Annotated in this window: 20 protein-coding genes and 1 tRNA gene; 7 read left to right on the top strand and 14 right to left on the bottom strand. The window is 51.3% G+C overall.

Annotated elements, in window-relative coordinates; all coding sequences use genetic code 11:
• Nucleotides 1-9: 9 nt before the first annotated feature.
• Entirely contained in the window at nt 10-807 is a 798-nt protein-coding gene (locus tag BUB68_RS10215) for a PTS mannose/fructose/sorbose transporter subunit IIC (protein ID WP_073090954.1), read from the bottom strand.
• A gap of 42 nt (nt 808-849) precedes the next feature.
• Entirely contained in the window at nt 850-1341 is a 492-nt protein-coding gene (locus BUB68_RS10210; protein ID WP_073090951.1) for a PTS sugar transporter subunit IIB, read from the bottom strand.
• 311 nt (nt 1342-1652) lie between these two features.
• On the opposite strand from BUB68_RS10210, the gene BUB68_RS10205 reads away from it, so the two are divergent.
• The 5 genes from BUB68_RS10205 (at nt 1653) to BUB68_RS10185 (ending at nt 6393) form a co-directional block, all read left to right on the top strand.
• A complete protein-coding gene (locus BUB68_RS10205; RefSeq protein ID WP_073090947.1) occupies nt 1653-1988 on the top strand; it encodes a PTS lactose/cellobiose transporter subunit IIA in 336 nt (111 codons plus the stop codon).
• Between the two features lie 102 nt (nt 1989-2090).
• Nucleotides 2091-3584 (top strand): class I adenylate-forming enzyme family protein, encoded by a 1494-nt coding sequence (locus BUB68_RS10200; RefSeq protein ID WP_073090944.1) that lies wholly within the window; start codon nt 2091-2093, stop codon nt 3582-3584.
• Nucleotides 3585-3852: 268 nt separating this feature from the next.
• On the top strand, nt 3853-4701 hold the full coding sequence (panC, locus tag BUB68_RS10195; protein WP_073090942.1) for a pantoate--beta-alanine ligase: 849 nt from the start codon (nt 3853-3855) through the stop codon (nt 4699-4701).
• A gap of 17 nt (nt 4702-4718) precedes the next feature.
• Nucleotides 4719-5102: an aspartate 1-decarboxylase gene (gene panD / locus BUB68_RS10190; RefSeq protein ID WP_073090940.1), complete on the top strand. Its 384-nt coding sequence runs from the start codon at nt 4719-4721 to the stop codon at nt 5100-5102.
• Between the two features lie 274 nt (nt 5103-5376).
• Nucleotides 5377-6393, top strand: a complete 1017-nt coding sequence (locus BUB68_RS10185; protein WP_073090938.1) for a LacI family DNA-binding transcriptional regulator — start codon at nt 5377-5379, stop codon at nt 6391-6393.
• A gap of 102 nt (nt 6394-6495) precedes the next feature.
• Here the strand turns inward: BUB68_RS10185 and BUB68_RS10180 are convergent, their stop codons facing one another.
• Genes BUB68_RS10180 through BUB68_RS10170 form a run of 3 tightly spaced genes read right to left on the bottom strand, consistent with a single transcriptional unit; the run spans nt 6496 to nt 9779 of the window.
• Nucleotides 6496-7326, bottom strand: coding sequence for a TPM domain-containing protein (locus BUB68_RS10180; protein ID WP_073090935.1), 831 nt, complete (start codon nt 7324-7326; stop codon nt 6496-6498).
• Between the two features lie 16 nt (nt 7327-7342).
• A complete protein-coding gene (locus tag BUB68_RS10175; RefSeq protein ID WP_073090932.1) occupies nt 7343-8452 on the bottom strand; it encodes a TFIIB-type zinc ribbon-containing protein in 1110 nt (369 codons plus the stop codon).
• 28 nt (nt 8453-8480) lie between these two features.
• The gene (locus BUB68_RS10170; protein WP_073090929.1) at nt 8481-9779 is read right to left on the bottom strand and encodes an SPFH domain-containing protein; all 1299 of its coding nucleotides are present in this window, start codon (nt 9777-9779) and stop codon (nt 8481-8483) included.
• A 131-nt stretch (nt 9780-9910) separates the two neighbouring features.
• On the opposite strand from BUB68_RS10170, the gene BUB68_RS10165 reads away from it, so the two are divergent.
• A tRNA-Gly gene (locus BUB68_RS10165) sits at nt 9911-9984 on the top strand.
• A gap of 101 nt (nt 9985-10085) precedes the next feature.
• Here BUB68_RS10165 and BUB68_RS10160 read toward each other — a convergent pair.
• The 9 genes from BUB68_RS10160 to BUB68_RS10120 form a co-directional block, all read right to left on the bottom strand.
• Nucleotides 10086-10901 carry a G5 and 3D domain-containing protein gene (locus BUB68_RS10160; RefSeq protein WP_073090926.1) on the bottom strand — a complete coding sequence of 272 codons (816 nt, stop codon included), beginning with the start codon at nt 10899-10901 and terminating at the stop codon, nt 10086-10088.
• A 193-nt stretch (nt 10902-11094) separates the two neighbouring features.
• Entirely contained in the window at nt 11095-11874 is a 780-nt protein-coding gene (locus BUB68_RS10155; protein WP_178139509.1) for a TatD family hydrolase, read from the bottom strand.
• Nucleotide 11875: 1 nt separating this feature from the next.
• The gene (gene metG, locus BUB68_RS10150; RefSeq protein WP_073090923.1) at nt 11876-13825 is read right to left on the bottom strand and encodes a methionine--tRNA ligase; all 1950 of its coding nucleotides are present in this window, start codon (nt 13823-13825) and stop codon (nt 11876-11878) included.
• 54 nt (nt 13826-13879) lie between these two features.
• Nucleotides 13880-15163 (bottom strand): hypothetical protein, encoded by a 1284-nt coding sequence (locus tag BUB68_RS10145; RefSeq protein WP_073090921.1) that lies wholly within the window; start codon nt 15161-15163, stop codon nt 13880-13882.
• 15 nt (nt 15164-15178) lie between these two features.
• Nucleotides 15179-15976, bottom strand: coding sequence for a polysaccharide deacetylase family protein (locus BUB68_RS10140; protein WP_073090918.1), 798 nt, complete (start codon nt 15974-15976; stop codon nt 15179-15181).
• A gap of 57 nt (nt 15977-16033) precedes the next feature.
• Nucleotides 16034-16966: a DNA-binding protein WhiA gene (whiA, locus tag BUB68_RS10135; RefSeq protein WP_073090915.1), complete on the bottom strand. Its 933-nt coding sequence runs from the start codon at nt 16964-16966 to the stop codon at nt 16034-16036.
• Between the two features lie 15 nt (nt 16967-16981).
• Nucleotides 16982-18298, bottom strand: a complete 1317-nt coding sequence (locus tag BUB68_RS10130; RefSeq protein ID WP_073090912.1) for a gluconeogenesis factor YvcK family protein — start codon at nt 18296-18298, stop codon at nt 16982-16984.
• Between the two features lie 3 nt (nt 18299-18301).
• Nucleotides 18302-19228, bottom strand: coding sequence for an RNase adapter RapZ (rapZ, locus tag BUB68_RS10125; RefSeq protein ID WP_073090909.1), 927 nt, complete (start codon nt 19226-19228; stop codon nt 18302-18304).
• A 14-nt stretch (nt 19229-19242) separates the two neighbouring features.
• The gene (locus tag BUB68_RS10120) at nt 19243-20046 is read right to left on the bottom strand and encodes a Cof-type HAD-IIB family hydrolase (RefSeq protein WP_073090906.1); all 804 of its coding nucleotides are present in this window, start codon (nt 20044-20046) and stop codon (nt 19243-19245) included.
• Between the two features lie 147 nt (nt 20047-20193).
• Between BUB68_RS10120 and BUB68_RS10115 the strand changes: the two genes are divergently transcribed.
• Nucleotides 20194-20563, top strand: a 370-nt coding sequence (locus BUB68_RS10115) for a hypothetical protein (protein ID WP_073090903.1), incomplete at its 3' end; no start/stop codon positions are given.

Here is a 20563-nt window from a genome sequence, read left to right as displayed (position 1 = left end):
TGCCTCCTATTACATCAGATCGGAATCGTCGATTGCATCCAGCGGATCGGAAGAGCCGCCAGCGCCAGCACCGTTCAGTTCACGCTGCAGGCCACGGATGTGGAAGTAAGCAGCGATGAGGCCGATAGCACCGAAACCGATCAGGTTGACGTTCGTGAATACGGCAATCAGGAAGCCCAGGAAGAAATACGGCATCAGAGATTTGGCGTTCATCATGTTGATGACCATCGCATAACCGACAACGACGATGAAACCACCGGAAACCTGCAGGCCGCGGGTGATTACTTCCGGAATGGAAGCCAGCATGGAGTTGACCGTGTCCGTACCAGCAACAGCGGCGACGATAGCAGCCGGAACGGCTACGCGGATGCCCTGCAGCAGCAGACCGCCGATATGGCACATCTCAATGCCGAAAGCGTTGCCTTCGAGCGCGAATTTATCGGCTAAATGCTGGAAGAATACCGTAATCGTACGCACGAAGATCGTGAGCACCTGGCCAGCAGCGGCAAGAGGTACGGCCAAAGCGATACCAGCACCGATGGACTGGTGGCCGACGATTACGAGGATTGCCGAAACGACAGAAGCCAGAGCCGCATCCGGTGCCATGGCTGCACCGACGTTCATCCAGCCCAGAGCCAGCATTTCCAGCGTACCACCTAAGATAATACCAGTCGTCATATCACCGAGGACAAGACCAACTAACGTGCAGGCAACCAGCGGACGATGGAACTGCGCTTCATCGAGCACACTTCCCATACCAGCAATGGCGGCCACAACGATGAGCAAAATAAATTGTACACTCGTCATAATAATATTTCCCCCTAAAGTATTCTATGATTCCCTAAAAAATCAAGCCAAACCTTTAGCCTTCAGAGCCGACATCAAATCCCCTTTCGGCTCGCTGGCCAGTTTGCGGATTTCCACTTCGATGCCCATTTCCTGCAGTTCGAGCAGGGCTTTGACATCATCCGGGTTGACCGCAACCGCACTGGAAATCAGCGTATCGCCGTCTTTGTACGTCATACCACCCAGGTTTACGGACTTGAACGGGATGCCACCCTTCACCGCACGGACCACATCGGCCGGCTTCGTGAACAGGAACAACGTCTTGAACGCATCATACTTCGGGTTCTTATAAGCTTCGCAGGCCTTCTCCACAGGCACGACGTAAGCTTTGATTCCCGGAGGAGCAACCTGCAGCAGGAGCTTCTTTCTCATCGTGTCCTGCGCGACTTCATCACTGCAGCACATGATACGGTTGCAGCCCGTTACCTTCGTCCAAACAGTAGCGACCTGACCATGGATCAGACGGTCATCAATACGGCAAAATGCGATTTCCATAATTCATTCCCCTTTCGGAATCATTATCTTGTACCAAACCCCATTACTACAAGATATTTAAGCTTTGTTTTTTTCTGACAATAAGAATTATACGAGAAAACCCGATTAAAGTCAGCTGAAGTCTGTCATATCTTGTCAAAAATCCCCATGACATTTGTCATAGATATCGTTTACATTTATAAAAAATAAATAATAGTTTTTATATCATCAAAATTTATTATCTTTATCCTGCTATATAAAAGCAGGAATTTCCATTATAGAATCTAATATCTATTGATTAGATCATGCTTTTATGAAAGGTGGATTTACCCTTGGAAGAATTCGAACTCATCGCTTTTAAAATCATTTCCGGTGTCGGTGCAGCCCGCAGTTGTTACATCGAAGCCATTCAGGCAGCAAAAGCCGGAAACTACGAAAGAGCCGAAAAACTTATTACCGAAGGAGATGAAAACTTTGTAGAGGGACATAAGGCCCATACAGAACTTTTAGCCCGCGAAGCTGGTTCAGATCAGGGAATCAACATATCATTGCTCATCCTGCATGCTGAGGATCAGCTTATGAGCGCCGAAGGGTTCAAGACCATTGCTCAGGAATTTATCGCTGCCTACAAACGTATCGATAAATTAGAAGCAAAACAACACGGATAATTCATGGACAAAAATAAATCTCTTTACTTTCTTTATGACCTAGTATAAAATTTATCTATATAAGTCAATAATCAATTTTGTAAAACAGAAAGAGGTAATATCATGTTTGTGCATGAGCTCATTTTACAAGGAAAACCAGATGCTATGGCCATTGTAGACCATGAGCGTCGCTTTACCTATAAAGAATTACAGACGGCGGTCAACAACTGCCGCAACCGCCTGCACACTGCTGGTGTCAAGGAAGGTGACCGTGTCGGTATCTTCTCCCGCAACAGCGCGGATTTCGTACTCGCTTATATGGCAATCGTTTCTTTGGGTGCCATCGCCGTGCCCATCAACTTCCAGCTCAGCAATCGCGAAATCGCCTACATCATCAAGGATTCCGGCATTCAGGTACTCCTTACCTACCAGCCGCTGAATCTGGTGGACGCACTGGCCGCCCTGCGCTGCGACCTCAAAGTCACTCAGTACGATATCAAGACCATGGGCAAAGCCGATAAAAAAGCTGTAGAGGCGCCAGTCCTGCGCGCTGACTTCGACGAACACAAGCCCTGTGCAACCATCTACACCTCCGGCACCACGGGCAATCCCAAGGGCGCGGTACTTTCCCACCGCAACCTCGTGGCCAACTGCGAGCAGATGCGGGATAACGGCATGGGCTGCAAAGCCGAACACCATGTACTCTGTGTGCTGCCCATGTACCACGCTTTTGGCTGGACCTGCTCCGTGCTCTATCCGTTCTTCTGCGGTGCCGAAGTGGTCATTCTCGACTCTTTCACACCGAAAGAAACCATCGCCGTCATCCGGGACGAGAAGGTCACCGACCTCTATATCGTGCCTTCCATCTGCAGCCTGCTGACGAAGCTTGCCACAACTGAGGACATGAAATCCCTGCGCCTCGTGGTCAGCGGCGGCACGACGCTGCCCCTGCAGATACAGCAGGACTTCATCAACAAGTTCGGTGTAGATATCTGTGAGGGCTATGGCCTGTCCGAAACGTCGCCAGTTGTCACCATGAACCCACCGGAAAAACCCATCGTAGGCTCCTGCGGCAAAATCGTGCCGGGCATCCAGTGGAAACTCATCGATGGCGAAGGCAAAGAGGTACCTCAGGGCGAAGCCGGTGAGCTCATCATCAAGGGTGAGAACATCATGCTTGGTTATTGGAACCTGCCGGATGTAACCCAGGATGCCATGCGCGGCGGCTGGTTCCATACCGGCGATGTGGCCCGCGCTGATGAGGAAGGCTATATCTACATCGTGGACCGCATCAAGGACATGATCATCAGCATGGGGGAAAATATCTATCCCCGCGAGGTTGAGGAACTTGTTTACCAGTTCCCTGGTATCTTCGAAGCAGCCGTCATCGGCATCGAGGACAAATTGCGCGGCCAGGCAGGAGCCTGCTTCTACAGCACCCACGACGGCAAGGATATCAATGTACGGGAACTCAAGAAATTCCTGCAGGCCAACCTGGCTCTCTACAAGATTCCCCGCGAATTCCACCTGATGGAAAAACTGCCGCGCACTTCCACGGGCAAGATTGCCAAGCGCCAGATCCTCGACGAATTCAACAAGAGCAAAAAGAAAAAATAACCGCTCTTTACCAATAAGCGTATAAGTGCTAAAATATGACTCATGGCAAAAGATGACATCATTGCTGTGAGTCATACTTTTATGAATCAGAATAACTTTGCACGCAAACGCCTTTCACTGCCGGGATTCTGCGGAACCAGGACAGCATACAGGAACCCTGCGTCTTTTCAGGTTACTCTCGCAATCAGTAAACATGCGTATCTTTTGGCTATCTACCCAAAGATACGCTTTTTCTTTTGCCTTAAATCTATTTTAAGGAGCAGATATCATGGAAATCTTAACCACCGTCAAAGCCATCAGAGAATATGCCGCTCAGGCAAAAAAACAGGGCAAGACCATTGGTCTCGTCCCCACCATGGGTGCCCTGCATGAAGGGCATCTGACCCTTATGCGGGCCGCCCGGGAAAAATGCGATATCGTCATCGCTTCGGTCTTCGTGAACCCCACCCAGTTTGGCCCTAACGAAGACTACGATGCCTACCCCCGCCAGTTTGCTGCCGACTGTGAACAGCTTGAGAGCGTGAACGTGGACGCCGTCTTCCATCCGGAACCCGCCGAAATGTATCCCGAAGGTTACTGCACCTATGTCAATGTGGACGGCGATATCACCCATAAGCTCTGCGGTGCTCAGCGCCCCGGCCATTTCCGCGGCGTAGCTACGGTCGTGACGAAACTCATCAACCTGGCCCGGGCTGACGAAGCCTTCTTCGGCCAGAAAGATGCCCAACAGGTAACGGTCATCCGCCGTTTCGTGGAAGACCTCAATATCAATGTCCATATCAACATGGTGCCCATTGCCCGGGAAAAGTCCGGCCTTGCCCGCAGTTCCCGCAACACCTATTTATCCGCCACGGAAAAAGAAGCAGCCCTCGTGCTCTCCCGCAGCCTTAAGGTTGCCAAGCAGGCTTATGCCGCAGGCGAACGGAATATTTCGGCGCTGGAAAACATCGTTACCGAGGAACTGAATAAGGAACCCATGGCAAGCATCGACTACGTCAAGGCCTATGCCTACCCCTCCCTCAAACCACTGACGGAGGCCAACGAAGACACCTTGCTGGCCATCGCCGTGAAGATTGGCAAGACCCGCCTGATTGACAATGTGATACTCTCTGCCTAAAGGAAGGACAAATAACCATGCTTTTACATATGCTCAAAGGAAAAATCCACTGCGCCACCGTAACCGAAGCCAACCTCGCCTACATGGGCAGCATAACCATCGACGAGGAACTCATGGAAAAGGCAGGCATCCTGCCCAACGAACGCGTACAGGTTGTAGACAATAACAACGGCGCCCGCCTCGAAACCTACACCATCCCCGGCCCCAGAGGGTCCGGCGTCATCTGCCTCAACGGCGCCGCCGCCCGTCTCGCCCAGCCAGGTGATATCGTCATCATCATGGCCTATGCCCTGTTCACCGAAGAAGAAGGCCGTACCCATAAGCCTAAGGTAGTTATGGTAGACGAGCAAAACCAAATCCGGGAAGTCCGGGAAGTCGAATACCACGGACAGATCAATTGAAATATCAATAACAAAGAATATTGCCTCTCCTGATACATAATGCTATTAATGAAATCAACGGAGAACATAGAATCAGAAAATCCCCCCACAATGGCGGTTGTGGGGGGATTTTTGCCCCCTTTACGCTTTTAACGCCTCTTACGAGAAGATATTTTTATAACGCAGCATTTGTAAAAGTCCCATAACTTTTTTGCCCGAGCACGAAAGGGATTTGCCCTTCCTTTGCGAATATACTATACTAGAGAATAACACTAGGCAAAGGAAGGTACAACCAATGGTTACGATAAAGCAAATAGCCGAGCTCTGTGGCGTGTCCCGGGGCACAGTTGACCGGGTTCTCAACAAACGTGGCAACGTCAAGCCCGAGAAAGAGCGCCTCATCGTAGAAATGGCAAAAAAACTCAACTACCACCCTAACCCCGCTGGCAAAGCTCTGGCAGCCCGCAAAAAACATCCTGTACTAGGCGTGCTGATTGCCTCCGAAGGCGTACAATTCTTTGACGACGTACTCACCACCATGCACCATGCTGCCGACCGCTTTGCTTCTTACGGTCTGGAAGTCATTTGGCGCAGCATGAAGGGCTTCGATGCCACTGAACAGTGCCGCATCATCGACGAACTCAAAACGCAATGCAGCGGACTTATCATCAATCCCGTCAACGACACCAGGGTTATCGAAAAGATCAATGAATGCGTGACAGACGGCCTGTTCGTAGTCACGCTCAACAACGATGTCGAATCCAGCCGCCGCCACTGCTATGTGGGCAGCGATTATCTGCAGGGCGGCCGCACCGCCGGTGCCCTCATGAAGATGATCTGTCCTCCCAGCCTCAAGGCAGCAGTGCTCCTTGGCTCCCGCAACATGCTGGGGCACCAGCAGCGCCTGCAGGGATTTCAGGAGGTTATGGCGGGTCATGACTTCACCCTGTTAGGTGTCGAGGAGACTGCCGATGATGATATGCAGGCTTATGAAGCTGCCCGCAAGCTGATTGACGAACATCCGGAGATCAACGCTCTGTTTGTCGTATCCTCCGGTGGCTACGGAACTGCCCGTGCCATTCAGGCAGCCAACCGCCAGGATATCACCATCGTGGCCTTCGATACCATTCCCAGCACCATCGACATGATGCAGAAAGGGCTGATCAAAGCCGCCCTCTACCAGCATCCCCACCAGCAGGGGCGCCGCGCCATGCAGGTGATGTTCGACTACCTCGTAAATGGCAGCAAACCCGAACAGACCGCCTATATCATGCGCAATGAAATCCGTATTTTGGAAAACGTAGCCGACTGACAAAAACATAAAAAGCAGGTGGTACTGTTTCTTACGCGCCAAACGCGCCAGAAACAGTACCACCTGTCTTTTTATTCCACTTGTTTGATTTATGACCTCAGCTCAAAACTTGCCGCCGCCCCCGCCGTGACTGCTGTCACTGCTGGAAGATGAGCTATCATTATCCTTGGACTTGGCCACACGCGTGACCGTAGTATAAAGATAATTATCATGGCTCTGCGCCAGCTGGAAACTGCCCTGCTTCAGATAAGCGGAGGCTTCAGCCGCCGGAGCCACATTACTCATGCAGCTGATGAGGTATTCCCGGAACCCCCAGCCAAATACCAGGGCCACCAACACGGCTACCACAGCTGCCACCCAGCTGAATTCTTCTGCCGGATCATAAGGCTCTCCGGTTTCCTCATAATAGGCCAGATATTTATCCACACCATCTACAAAGGCACCAAAGCTCTCCGCATAATTCCCATCAGACAGATCTTCCAGGAACATTTCCTTCAAGCCATCAATGCCCACACCATCCACAATGCGCTGCCGCATCGTGTTGTCTGTGGAAATATACCAGTCCCGGCTGCCCATGGCCAGCAATAACACGATACTGCCATTCTGCCCATTGGCATAATACTTATCCAGAACATTATTAGCCATCTTGCCAGCCACCATACCTGCCGGCAGACTCTGCATGATATAGATGCCGATTTTGACCTGATGTTTTTCCTCAACGGCCTTGATTTTCTCTGTGAGTTTCCCCACCTGCGCCTGCGTCAGGATTTTCGCCTGATCTACCACCGGCCCAACTGTCTCCGGCTTTGCAGGGCGGGCAGCCTTCTGCTCCACCTGTGCCTGCTGTGCAGCTGCCATAACCGGTGCCGCACTCCCCAGCACCATGGCAATACAGACCACTGCCAAAGCCAGGTGTATCATCAGTTTTTTCATATCCATACCTCCTGGCTCAACATAGACTCAATATAAACTTCGCCACATAATAAACGATGGGCAAAGTGACCGCGAAAGCCAATGCTGCATAGAACAGCGATTTTTTCTGGTCATAGGGCAGACTGCCCACCACTTTCCCCGTCTGGCCATTCATCATGAACGTATAAGGCTGGCCTTCATAACGGGTGGTGACAATCCATACTGGTGCCATGGCATAGACCACATTGCCCGCCTGTTTCTTCACCGTGGCTTCCTCACAGGAACAGCTATCAAATCCTTCAACCGTCTCCGTCAGCACATCGATAGCACTCTGCCGCACGCGCGTATCAGCCCGGGGAGCAGAAGTCTCTGCATCCACATCGTACTTATCTGCCAAAAACCCCGTCATATAAGCATTGCTGAACGGCACCATCTCGCTGTAATCAAAAGGCTCAATGCTCTCCATATAGTCATCGGCCATCTTCTCGCTGCCATCCACAGGAATCTTGGCAAAACTCATGCTGCCAGAACGCAGGCAACGGTAATGACTGGTTTCTGTCACCTGCTCATCACTTGTCTCATAGACACGGACCTTCTCTGCCTTGAAGGTGGCATAAGCATCCACATCGGAATCAAAGAGCCAGAACGGCACATACATGGCCTGAATCGCTTCGATACGGTTCTGCGACTTGAACAGACTTGGCAGCAGCCATTTGCCATCGTAGAATTCCTTGAGCGCGGCCTTGGCTTCTTCCTTCGTTTTCTTGAACGGAATGATATAATCCGGCCGCAGCATGCCGTCAAAACGCTGGGGAATCATCACCGCATGACCACAATAGCAACACTCTGTAGCCATGGTATTGCCATCGGCCACGATCTCTGCCCCACAGGACTCACAGACAAAGGTCTTGAACGCTGCAGCTTCCTCTGCCGTCCAATCGCCGCCAGCCACCTTCGTATCCCATTTCTCATCCTGTTTATCAGCCGCCTCTGCCGCCATGGCTTCCTTTTTGGCAAACAGGTCTTCCAGCGCTGCCGCGTCCAGCTCTGTCCCACAATAATCACAGGTTATCTTCTGAGTCCCCGGCTTGAAATCCAGTGGCGCGCTACAATTAGGGCATTTATAAGCCACAGAATTACTGGCCATAAATTCACCTCCCAATCAACATTGCCACTCATGGACGCGGCTTGCCGCACTCTGCACAGAACTTGCCGCTGTTCTTCGCCCCACAACTGCATACCCAGTCACCAGCAGGACGGGGCTTGCCACATTCTGAACAGAACTTGCCTGTATTCTTTGCCCCACATTCACAGGTCCAGCCATCATCCGGCTTGGCTGCCCCGCATTCCGAACAGAACTTGCCCGTATTGCCAGCCTTGCCGCAGGCACAGGTCCAGCCCCCGGCACTCGCCGCTGGAGCTGCGGGCCGAGCCTGTGCGGCCTGCGCCGCTCTTTGCGCCTGCCCCTGTGCCATCAGATCGCCCACATTGACGCCACCAGTCTGACCGACCATATTCATACCCATGAAGCCAACAGCGGCACCACCCTCGTTTTTGGCAGCATCACGCAGGGCATCGGCCTGCGCTGCCCCATAAAAACCAGCCATAAGCGACGGATCACGGCCCAATACTGCGGCCTCCTGCATCTTCTGCAATTTCTCCAGCACGGCCTGGCTTTCATCCGTCAGGCTCACACTGGCCACGGCTACCGATACCACTTCAATGCCACGCAGATTGCCCCACTTCTGGCTGAGATTCTCGTTCAAGGCATCGGCAATATCTGCCGAATGGGCCTCGAGTTCATCATAGCCCACCCGCATGGCCGAGATTTTCGCCATCGCCGGCTTCAAAGCCATCATTAGTTCGGATTTCAGCTGGCTGTCAATCTCCTCGCGGTTGAATGTATCACTGACATTGCTGGCGATATTGGTATAGAACAGAATGGGATTGGTAATCCTGTAGCTATACTCACCGAAACAGCGAATCTGAATGGTCTGCTCATAGTTCAACGTATCATCCCGCACCTTGAAGGCAATCGGCGAGGGCGTGCCAAACTTGTTGCCATAGATTTCCTTGGTATTCACATAATAGACACGCTGGTCACGGCCCGTATCCCCACCAAAAGAAAAACGTCGTCCGATTTCCGCAAAGACCTTGGGAATGGTCTTAGACAAGTCACCGGCAAAAAGCGAGGGTTCCGTCTCCCTGTCGTAAGTGTATTCGCCCGGCTCGGCACAGATATCCACTACCTCGCCATTTTCCACAATGATGAGGCACTGGCCATTGTTCACTGCCACACGGGACCCCTGAGAGATGATATTGTCATCCCCCTTGTTGGACGAACCCGAACCAGTCTTTTTGTGCCCCTTGGCCATCAGCACATCAGGCGGCAGACTGTCACAGTAGATATATTCCTTCCACTGGTCGCCCAGCACGCCGCCTACGGCACCCATTCCTGCTTGCAAAAGTCCCATAATGCTTTTCCTCCTGTAAAATAATCTGCCTTCATCTCTAACAGTCTCTATGAACTATATAATTTCGTGCTTTCCCTTGCAAATTCCCCCTTGCAAAGGAAAAATAAAAATGCTATACTAAAAAAGTCGTTGCGGGCATAGTTCATCGGTAGAATGAAAGCTTCCCAAGCTTTAGAGGTGGGTTCGACTCCCATTGCCCGCTCCATTAGAGATTTCAGCCACTGCTTTGCAGTGGCTTTTTCTGTAATTGCAACACTTTCCAGCAAAAACCGGCATAAGAAAAGAGAGGCTGAAGCCTCTCTTTTCTTATACCAGTACGTAAACTTCGATATTTCTTCTGCCGAAGTTCATGCATTCGCCATAGGTCTCCATGCACAGGTCAACCTTCTGGCCTTTGATGGCACCGCCGGTGTCGGCGGCAATGGCTACACCGTAGCCAGGAATAAATACTCTCGAACCTAAGGGAATGACCCTTGGATCCACGGCCACTACGCCACGACGGGCAGGAATCCCCATGGCCGTAAGGCCTTCAGGGCTGCCATCGGTAGGCAGGTAAGCCGTTGCTTCCATCGTATAGACAACCGAGTAATTCAGAACTCCCTCTTCCGTCTGTACTTTAGGACGCATTTGTTCTTCACGCATACGCTGCAATGCCGCTTTCTTTTTGGCACTGTCAGTTAATACTATGTCCATGTTTGCCTGAATCTTCTTATCCAGTCCCTGGGATGCCTCCACATCATCCAGATTGTAGCCCAACTCGATCAGGGCGTCGCCTACGGTCTGCTTGCTGGTCATGATATTCTTTACCTGACCATTATACGATACCGTTACCGGGACCGCGCGGTAAACGGTGATTTTCGTGTTCTTGCCATCCTTTTCCAGATGGTATTCGTCATTGGCGCTAAGTTTCACACCATTCTTGCCTAAAATAAAGGCTGGGTTCGTATGATTCGTCGTGGTCGTAATTGTCTTGCCATCGGCCACAATGGTCACTTGATGCCAGTCGTCCGGCAACGTGGTCTTGGTAAACCCCGTTGTCATCATCATCATAGCTGCGAGCATCAGGCACAGCATGACTTTTTTTTCTTTATGGTTGAAGGATAATATCTTTTTTATACTCATTGAAAGCCCCCTTGTAAACTTGGTGAAGAACTTTGCGTAGTATAGCATGGAATTTAATACCTTGTCAAATTCCATGCTACTATTCTCCCACATTTTGCTGAAAAACACATGAAAAATGGGAATAAAAAAGCGGTGAACGCCACTTTTCAGTGTTCGCCCACCACTTTTGCCTAAAAACGGTCATTTTCAGGGTTCAGATGCCATATAATTCCTCAGCATTGATTGAGGTTTGTTTAGCCACCATTTCCACGGAAATCCCCTTGATTTCGGCCACTTTCGCCGCCACATAGGCCACAAAAGCGGGTTCATTCTGCTTGCCGCGCATGGGTACAGGTGCCAGATATGGGGCATCTGTTTCCACTAAAATGCGCTCCAGAGGAAATCTTTCCACAATCTCGGGAAGTTTGGCTGCGTTCTTGTAGGTCAAAGGGCCATCCACGCCGATATACCAGCCCATTTTATAGATTTCCTGAGCCATTTCCCAGCTGCCCGAGAAGCAGTGCAACACGCCCCGGATACCTTTTCCCTCTTTTTTGAGGATGGCCAGCGTGTCTCCGTGGGCCTCCCGGTCATGGATGCAGACAGGCAAATGCAGCTGCCGGGCTAAGTCCAGCTGATGGATGAACATCCGGCGCTGCAATTCCCGTTTGGCTTCATCCTTTTCCCAATAGTAGTCCAGACCGATTTCGCCAATAGCTGCCACACGTTTTTCCTGTGCCCACGCAGCCAGCTGATCATTATCCGCCTGCGTGAGTTCATATATTTCCTCCGGATGAATGCCCACACCGGCATAGACACCTTCATATTGCGCTGCCAGTTCCACAGCTTTGGCCGATGAGTCCATAGTATCGCCCATATTGATCAGCCGGGTTACCCCCGCCTCACGGGAGCGGGCAATGACCTCGGCTTCCTGACCGGCAAATTTGCCATCATTGAGATGGGTATGGGTATCAACCAGTTCAATCGTGCTCATCTTAGCGCACCGTGGAGCCAACCGGCATATCCACAGACAGGACTTTCAGATCGTCGCCCTGAGAAGCGGCCAGCACCATACCATGGGAAACGATGCCGCGGATCTTGGCCGGTTTCAGATTGATGACCATAACCACATTCTTGCCGATGAGGTCAGCCGGTTCGTAATGCTTGGCGATGCCGGAGACGATCTCGCGCTGCTCGTCGCCCAAATCAACGGTGAGTTTCAGCAATTTTTCCGTCTTGGGTACAGGTTCAGCGGAAAGCACCTTGACTACCCGCAGGTGAATCTTGGCAAAATCGTCAATGCTGACTTCAGCTTCTTCTTCACTCTCTTGCACCTTGGCAGCCTTCTTATCCTGCTTGTTCTTCTTGACAGGCTTGGCTTCCTTGGCAGGAGCTTCTTCCTTCTCTACTTCGATGCGGGGGAAGAGCTGTTCCGGCGTGCCGACCTTATGGCCGCCGGCAATGCCGCCCCATTCCTGGATATCCGCCAGCTGTACATCAGCAAACTGCCCCGGCAGATTGAGCTGCTGCCAGATGCGCTCTGCCGTGATCGGCATGAACGGGCTGATGAGCACGCTGATATGGCGCAGGGATTCAGCCAGATTGTACATGACGTTAGCCAGTTCCTGTTTCTTCGTCTCGTCCTTGGCCAAAGCCCAGGGAGCCGTTTCGTCGATATATTTGTTGGCTCGGCTGATGAAGGCCCAGACCTTCTTGATGGACAGGGAAAGTTCCATCTTATCCATATTATCCGCAAAATAGCTGACCGTTTCCGCAGCATCAGCCTTGAGGCTCTTGTCGATTTCACTTTCGCCCTGCGGTGCCACGAGCACGCCATCCTGGAACTTGCCCACCATGTTGAGGGTACGGTGCAGCAGATTGCCCAGGTCGTTGGCCAGATCGCTGTTGATGCGCTGGATCAGGGCATCGCGGCTGAAGTTGCCGTCCTGGCCGAGGTTGATCTCGCGCAGCAGGAAGTAGCGGATAGCGTCGGCGCCAAACTCATCGATGAGGCCGATCGGGTCAATGACATTGCCCTTGGACTTGCTCATCTTGTCGCCGTCCACAATCAGCCAGCCATGTCCATAGACCTTTTCCGGCAGCGGCAGGTCAAGAGCCATGAGGATGCAGGGCCAGATGATGGTGTGGAAACGCACGATTTCCTTGCCCACGAGATGCAGATTGGCCGGCCAGTATTTGTTGAACTTCTCGGGATCATCCAGGAAGCCAATCGGCGTCAGATAGTTGGTCAGGGCATCGAACCACACATAGATGACATGCTTCTCATCCATCGGCACGGGAATGCCCCAGTCAAAGGACGTACGAGAAATGCAGAGGTCTTCGAGGCCCTGCTTGATGAAGTTGATCATCTCGTTGCGGCGGGAAACCGGCTGGATGAATTCCGGATGTTCCTCGATATAGGAGAGAATCCTGTCCTGATAGTTGCTCATCTTGAAGAAGTAAGCTTCCTCGGAAACTTCCTGCACGGGGCGGCCGCAATCCGGGCAGCAGCCGTTCTCGTCGAGCTGATGTTCCGTCCAATAGCTTTCGCAGGGCGTGCAGTAGAGGCCTTTGTAAGAGCCTTTGTAGATATCCCCTTTGGCATAGATGCGGCGGAAAATCTCCTGCACCACTTTTTCATGGCGTTTCTCCGTCGTGCGGATGAAGTCGTCGTTACTGATATTGAGCTTCTTCCAGAGGTTCTGGAAGCCTGCCACGATCTTGTCCGTGTATTCGATAGGCTTGATGCCGGCTTCTTCAGCCTTCTGCTGGATTTTCTGGCCGTGCTCATCAGAGCCCGTCAGGAAAAACACATCATCCCCGGCCAGGCGGTGGTAGCGGGCAATGGAGTCCGCAATGGTCGTGCAGTAAGCATGACCAATATGCAGTTTGGCACTGGGGTAGTAAATCGGCGTAGTGATGTAAAATGGTTTCTTTTCAGACATGGAAAATGATCCTCCTTATATTGACGTCCGCAAATGATTCGGACGATTTCAGCTTTATTTATTCGGCAGCATGACGATAGCTACCGGCAGGTTGGATGCTCCCGGCGGCGAGAATTCAAAGACCGTCTCGCCCTGCGTGTTGCTTTGGCCTAACGGTGCCAACTCCGTGTTTTTTTCAATCTGCCAAAAACCGGCTTCACGGCGGGTCTGTACTTCATCTGTTTCCGGAGCAGTGTGCTGTCCAAAATAAACACTTTCTCCCGGCGTGGGGAACAACGTGTAATTTTTCGTACTATGGAAGCTGCGGACAGCGCCAGCATATACGCCCCCAAGCGGACTCAGATAATATTTGACATTCCCGGCTTCCACAGGCAGTTCCAAGCGATAATTGATGCCGTAATTGCCGTAATTGATCACGCTGCTACCATCCGTAGCGTCAATGCCCGTACGGTATTTATCCACTTTGTCATCAGCCAGCATGAAATAAACACCGCCATCCTCAGCCGGATTGTAGACTTTTTTAGCGGTCAGGACACGGTCCATCCCCTGAAAAGTCCCCCGCAGACGCATCTCGTCCTTGGGCAATATCGGCAAAACTTCAGCAGCTGTCACAGGATCACCGTAAGCATCCAGCATCAGCACGGACACCTGCACAGGATGTTCCGCATGGAAGTCAAAGACACCGTAAGTCAGTTCTCCAGGCTGCAGGATGGTCATATTCATTTTTTCCTGAATCAAACGGGAAGTCCCCACAGGCAGGATTATCTTCTGCCGCTTTTCCTCCCGAAAGTATTCCATCTGCGTGGCCTTCCCCACCTGCAGATAGTCGCTGCTGGGCTGGCCATTGCCACTGCGGGTGATGGTGATCTCATTGCGGCCATTGTATTCATTTTTAAGCACAACGGCCAATTTCTTCGGCTCATCGCTGTTGTTCAGATGATAGAAAAGCACCCGGGCATCTCCGGATACCGTATCCTGATAGAGTATCCCGTTCTGCGTTACATACTCAGGGCTATCGGAAAAAAGCAACGTGCCCCCTTCATCCCGTGCCTCCATATCCCAACGGGTGACATTTTGCGGCCAGGAGGCAGGTTTGGAGACAACCTTTTTCTTCTCAGTCTTCTTGGCGGCTTTGTTCTCGTCCAATATACGTTGGATGCGTGCCATGAAATCCGTAGTCTCACCCTCTTTCACCGTCTTAGCAGCAGGCTGCTGCACAGCATGCCGCTGCACGACTGTAGTCGCCCCACTGGTAGCAGCATGCCGGGCCAATGCCGTCTGGGGCAGGCAAAAAGTCCCTGCAGCCAGCACAGCTAATATTTTTCTTGAAAAAATCATTCGTTCCTAACTTCCTTATTCCTTCACTAAATGTTGCTTGATTCCTAATTTCGTCAAGGCTTCGGCCTTGAAAATACGCAGCTTGAACTCCGTCAGCCCCAATCTTGGCCGAGGGATATTGATCCGCTGCAGCAAATAGGGATTCGTCTGAAAGGTATTCAGGCCTCCATCACCTGTCACCGCCGTCAAATACTCATTTTCCTGTAACAGTTCCGGCATCGTTTCATCATAGGCTCCATTGGGATAGGAGAATGTGTATATGGTCTTCAGGCCATTCCATTCCATCAGCAGCTTGGAAAGTTTCATTTCCTCGATCTGCTTCTCCCGCTCCAGACTGGTCAAAGGTTGATGATTTGCCGTATGGCTGCCCAATTCGATGCCACGATTCTGCATATCCCGCAATTGATTCCAGCTGAGGTACCCCTTACGTCCAATGCTATTGGTGATCATATAGACAGTACCATTCATATGGCGTTCTTCCAGGATAGGCAGCAATGTGGTGTAATTATCCTCATAGCCATCATCAAATGTGAGGATCACAGGCTTGGCAGGCAGTTCCTGCTTGCCCTTCTTCGCCCGCATGAAATCCTGCATGGTAATGGTAGTATACCCTGCTCGCTGTAAATAGTCCAGCTGTTCCTGGAAATCTGCCGGCGGCACGGCATAAGACTCACCGTCATCACCAATATCATCACAGATATGATGATATTCCAACACCAGCACTCCCTGTGGCGCCGGAGTCATGGTCAGCCAGGAAATAAAAACCAACAGGCCAAAAGCGATAAGCCCCAAGCCGTACTTTACATAACGCAATTTCGAATCACACTTCCTTCTCGCAAACAGCGCCCCGTCCGGACTTCACCCAGCCCTTCAAACGGAGCCGCACTCTGCAATTTCTTTTAATTTTCGCATCCGATGGTTTATGCCAGACTTGCTGATGCCCAGCATTTCGGCCAGTTCCTGCAGAGTGGCATCGGGATTTTCCAGACGGGCCTTGGCCGCCGCCCGCACCTTAGGCGGAAGCTTAGCCAGGCGGCCACTCTTTTCCAGATTCCGGATAATGTCCAGCTGCCTGCCGGCAGCATCCACAGCCTTCTGCAGATTGGCCGTCTCACAGTTAACCAGCCGGTTCACCTGTTCACGGACTTCCTTGACATTGCGAGCCACCTCGAAGCTCTCCACCGCTTCATCAGCCTCTAACATCCCCAGGAAATCAATGACAGAATCCCCTTCTTTTATATACACCACGTACGCATCTTTCCGATCCACAAAACCAGCAGGAAAGCCCATACGGCGCAATAGATCATGCAAAAGGTTTCCCAATTCATAACTGCCGGCCACCATTTCCAGATGGTAAGCCGCTTCAGGCCGGTTCACACTGCCGCCGCCCTGGAAAGCCCCTCTGAGATAAGCAATCCGGCAGCATTGCTTTTTCAAAATGCCGCGGTCATTGCCCATATTGAGGCTGTCATCATGAAGGAAACCAATGCGTTGGAAAAGTTCATTGACCTTCAACGACGGCACGGCCCGCACGGTATAACTGTTATTTTTATTGAGCTGCCGCGAGCGGCGCACGGTGATTTCCGTCCGCAGGTTCTCCCCTTCACTTTTCAAAAGCTGCAGGACCTTACGGGCAACGGCAGCATTTTTCGAGGTAAAATTCAGGCCAAAGGTATGTCCTGCACCAATGGTAAGCGTAGCTCCCATACGCAGGAGAGCTGCCAATTCCGCCCCACGGCAGCAGGAATCCTCATAATACAGGCGGGCCAGTTCATTTTTTACCTCAGTGGCAAAAGATGGCATGCCAGCCTCCTTAAATCATTTCACTTCAAATTTTTTCAAAGCACTGGGCTGCAGATGATAAACCATATTCATCACAGCCTTGCTGAGCTTGTCCGGGTCATGGCGGATCACTTCATTTTCGTTGATGATGTCCGCTTTGACAAAGCCTACCCCCAACGCATTGATGGCTTCCTCATCCACCTCTACAGGATATGCTCCCTTGGACGCATAATAGTCCTGCATCTCCGGCGAGATGGTTGCATCATTGACCAGCATATAGTCAATAATGCCCTTGCCACCATGGTCGATAATAGCCTTGGCATGCATGGAAGCCGTATAACCATCGGTTTCCCCCGGCTGACTCATGACATTACAGATATAGATCTTGATTGCCTTGCTCTTGCGGATGGCTTCCGCTACACCATCTACCAGCAAATTCGGCATAATACTGGTGTAGAGGCTGCCCGGCCCCAGGATAATGGCATCGGCATTGGTCAGTGCATCCAGAGCCGACTGCACAGGTTGTACCCGTTCCGGGAAAAGCCGTACCCGCTTTATCTGCTTGTGCACCTCAGGAATCTGCGATTCGCCTTTCACCACGGTACCATCGGTCATGACGGCATCCAGCCGCACATGGTCCTTGGACGCCGGAAGGACCTGCCCCTTTACGGCCAGGACCTTCGACGATTCCCGCAAGGCCTGTTCCATATCCCCTGTAACCTCATTCATTGCCGCAATAAAGAGATTGCCAAAGCTATGCCCCGCCAATTCCGAGTCCCCTTTGAAGCGGTATTGGAACAATTTTTCCATCAAGGGCTCTGTATCGGCCAGTGCCACCAGGCAGTTGCGCAAATCCCCAGGCGGGATAATCCCGAATTCTTCGCGAAGCCTTCCGGAAGACCCGCCATCATCAGCTACGGTCACCACAGCAGTGACATTGCTGGTAGCAGCCTTGATGCCCCTGAGCAGTACCGATAACCCATGACCACCACCTACCACAGCTACATTAGGCCCTTTGCCTAAACGACGCTTCTCGTAGATGATATCCACCAGACGTTCCGAACTATCTGGCAAAAGCACCATGATAACAGAACGAATCACATAGCGGGTAGCTGCCAGCATAAGCACAGCGCCCATAACCACCACCAAAATCCCAATGAAGGTAGTGATCGAATAATCATAAGTTCCCTTCCAGAGATACACTGCCTGAAAGATTGTTTCCTCAATAGCGTCCAAGTATTTATAGTTAAAAATCAAAGCCAAACCCAGGCTGACCAGCATCACCCCCGCTGAAAACAGCAGGAGCCAACGCTTGAATTTCATGCCGGGATAGAGCCATTTTAACAAATGCATACCTTAGCACTCCTCACGCACGTGTTCCCACACATCGTTTTTCATCAAATCCCGATGTTCCAGTTTGACTGGCAGACCCTTGTCCTTCAGCTGGTCAAAAATATGCTTGGCGATAAAAACGCTGCGGTGCATGCCACCGGTACAGCCCACCGCGATGACCAGCTGGCTCTTGCCTTCTTTCACATACTGGGGCACGAGGAACTCCATCATACCATCCAAATGTTTCACAAATTCCTGCGTAACCGGCCATTTGGCAATATATTCCGCCACCTCTGGCACAGCACCGCTCTTATGGCGCATAGCTTCAATGTAGAACGGATTCGGCAAGAAGCGCACATCAAAGACCATATCTGCATCCAACGGCATGCCAAACTTGAAACCAAAAGACAGCACATTGATGCTCATCTGCTCCTCGTCACTTTTACCAAAGATCCGGTGAATCTTATCCCGCAGTTCCACCTTTTTGAGTTCAGAGGTATCAATGATGTATGTAGCCTTTGCCCGAGCAGGAGATAACCGCTCCCGCTCCTTGGCAATCCCGTCCGAGATCCGCGAGGAAGGTGCCATAGGGTGACGGCGGCGGGTTTCCTTGTACCGGCGGATAATCACTGGATCAGAGGCATCCATAAAGAGCATCTCATAGGGCACATCATCCTTGTCCATATCATCCAATACATGGATAAAGGTATCGAAAAATTCACGGCTGCGGGTATCCACAACCAGCACAACTTTCCCCACATGGTCGCCAGCATGCTTGCAGAGTTCCACGAATTTCGGGATAAAGACCGGTGGCAGATTATCCACCACAAAATAGCCCAGATCTTCCATATACCGGCAGGCCTGCGTCTTGCCACCACCACTCATACCCGTGACAATAACCAGCCGGAATTTTTCTTCCCTGGGTTGTTCCAACACTTCTGTTTCTTCCATAATATCCACCTGCCTTACTGTTTGAGAATATATTGATTGACCGCCTGCGCCCAGCCATCATCATCACAATTCCCCGTCACCGCATTGGTAACAGCTTTGATGTCATCAGCCGCATTGCCCATAGCCACGCTGAAACCAGCCGCTCTGAGCATTGGCAGGTCATTGTTAGCATCGCCAATAGCCATCGTCTCACAGATATCAATATCCAGGATATCGGCCAATTTCTGCAGGCCTGCCGCCTTGGATACGCCTGGCGCAATGATTTCAATAAAGTCTGGTGCCGATTGCGTCAGGGAAATGCTGTCACCGAACTCTGCCCGCAATTCTGCCATCCAGTTCTGTGTCACATCCGCCCCGGCAGTGATGATCAACATCTTATACATCCTACTGACCTGCTTCCTCATCCCGGCATATCCCACCTCTTCGCCAATCACCTTCTGGCTCAGCTCATAGCGTTTGGAGAATTCACCAGAATCAGAATAATAAAGATTATCTCCGCTATAAGACTGCAGGTACCATTTACGTTCCGCGCAGAAATCCGTGATTCTCCGACAGATATCTTCATCTAAATAATGCTCATAATAAATCTTACCAGACGTTGATTTGATGAGAGCCCCGTTATAGGTAATAATGGGCACATCCAGTCCCAGCGCCTTGGCAACCGGCAACGCAGCCTGGTACATGCGACCCGTAGCAATGGTCACCACCGTACCTTCTCTGGCGGCTGCCTGTGCTGCTGCAATATTGCCCGCAGAAACCGGCTTGCCGCTCCGCAGCAAAGTACCATCCAGATCTGTTGCCAGTAATTTTATTGCCATAAAAATGCCCCCTTGTGGTATTTTTACTTATTTCAAGGAAATCAATACTTCTATTTTCTCACATCCCGCTGAAATTGCAAGAAAAAAGTCGAATATGTTATACTGTCTATGTAAATTCGCAATTCAACTGCAAAAGGGGATTATTCAATGATAAAGAAAACATTTATTGGCCTTGGTATCCTGCTGATGATCATTGGCATCTTCGGCCTCTCCTATACCTGGCATGTGGACCATCGCACAGCAGAAAGCCTGTCCGCATACTGCCGGATTGACTTCCAGAGTTCACATACGGTAGAAGGAAAATTGGAAGGTGCTGTCCTGACCATCTGGGATTGGCGTTACGACAGCGCTAAACTCAAAAACGAAGCCATACTCTACACGGACGGCGACCCCTGGGAAATGAAAGCTGCCACAAAGCAGACGCCGCCCCCCCACGACAGCCGCGACCACGCCTGGCAGAACGAAAACAAGCTCTTCGTAGAACTGCCCCGCTCCAGTCTGCCCGCAATAAAAAAAG

Origin of the sequence: Pseudoselenomonas ruminantium, assembly GCF_900142515.1 — a bacterium.
Taxonomy (GTDB): Bacteria; Bacillota; Negativicutes; order Selenomonadales; family Selenomonadaceae; genus Selenomonas_A; species Selenomonas_A ruminantium_D.
Note: the sequence above shows the minus strand (reverse complement) of the source record. Positions and strands in the feature narration are given on the sequence as shown.

Excerpts from the sequence above, each read along its gene's own strand:
- BUB68_RS10215 (WP_073090954.1), bottom strand. The coding sequence starts at position 807 with ATGACGAGTGTACAATTTATTTTGCTCATCGTTGTGGCCGCCATTGCT.
- BUB68_RS10210 (WP_073090951.1), bottom strand. The coding sequence starts at position 1,341 with ATGGAAATCGCATTTTGCCGTATTGATGACCGTCTGATCCATGGTCAG.
- BUB68_RS10200 (WP_073090944.1), top strand. The coding sequence starts at position 2,091 with ATGTTTGTGCATGAGCTCATTTTACAAGGAAAACCAGATGCTATGGCC.
- panC (WP_073090942.1), top strand. The coding sequence starts at position 3,853 with ATGGAAATCTTAACCACCGTCAAAGCCATCAGAGAATATGCCGCTCAG.
- panD (WP_073090940.1), top strand. The coding sequence starts at position 4,719 with ATGCTTTTACATATGCTCAAAGGAAAAATCCACTGCGCCACCGTAACC.
- BUB68_RS10185 (WP_073090938.1), top strand. The coding sequence starts at position 5,377 with ATGGTTACGATAAAGCAAATAGCCGAGCTCTGTGGCGTGTCCCGGGGC.
- BUB68_RS10180 (WP_073090935.1), bottom strand. The coding sequence starts at position 7,326 with ATGAAAAAACTGATGATACACCTGGCTTTGGCAGTGGTCTGTATTGCC.
- BUB68_RS10175 (WP_073090932.1), bottom strand. The coding sequence starts at position 8,452 with ATGGCCAGTAATTCTGTGGCTTATAAATGCCCTAATTGTAGCGCGCCA.
- BUB68_RS10170 (WP_073090929.1), bottom strand. The coding sequence starts at position 9,779 with ATGGGACTTTTGCAAGCAGGAATGGGTGCCGTAGGCGGCGTGCTGGGC.
- BUB68_RS10160 (WP_073090926.1), bottom strand. The coding sequence starts at position 10,901 with ATGAGTATAAAAAAGATATTATCCTTCAACCATAAAGAAAAAAAAGTC.
- BUB68_RS10155 (WP_178139509.1), bottom strand. The coding sequence starts at position 11,874 with ATGAGCACGATTGAACTGGTTGATACCCATACCCATCTCAATGATGGC.
- metG (WP_073090923.1), bottom strand. The coding sequence starts at position 13,825 with ATGTCTGAAAAGAAACCATTTTACATCACTACGCCGATTTACTACCCC.
- BUB68_RS10145 (WP_073090921.1), bottom strand. The coding sequence starts at position 15,163 with ATGATTTTTTCAAGAAAAATATTAGCTGTGCTGGCTGCAGGGACTTTT.
- whiA (WP_073090915.1), bottom strand. The coding sequence starts at position 16,966 with ATGCCATCTTTTGCCACTGAGGTAAAAAATGAACTGGCCCGCCTGTAT.
- BUB68_RS10130 (WP_073090912.1), bottom strand. The coding sequence starts at position 18,298 with ATGCATTTGTTAAAATGGCTCTATCCCGGCATGAAATTCAAGCGTTGG.
- rapZ (WP_073090909.1), bottom strand. The coding sequence starts at position 19,228 with ATGGAAGAAACAGAAGTGTTGGAACAACCCAGGGAAGAAAAATTCCGG.
- BUB68_RS10120 (WP_073090906.1), bottom strand. The coding sequence starts at position 20,046 with ATGGCAATAAAATTACTGGCAACAGATCTGGATGGTACTTTGCTGCGG.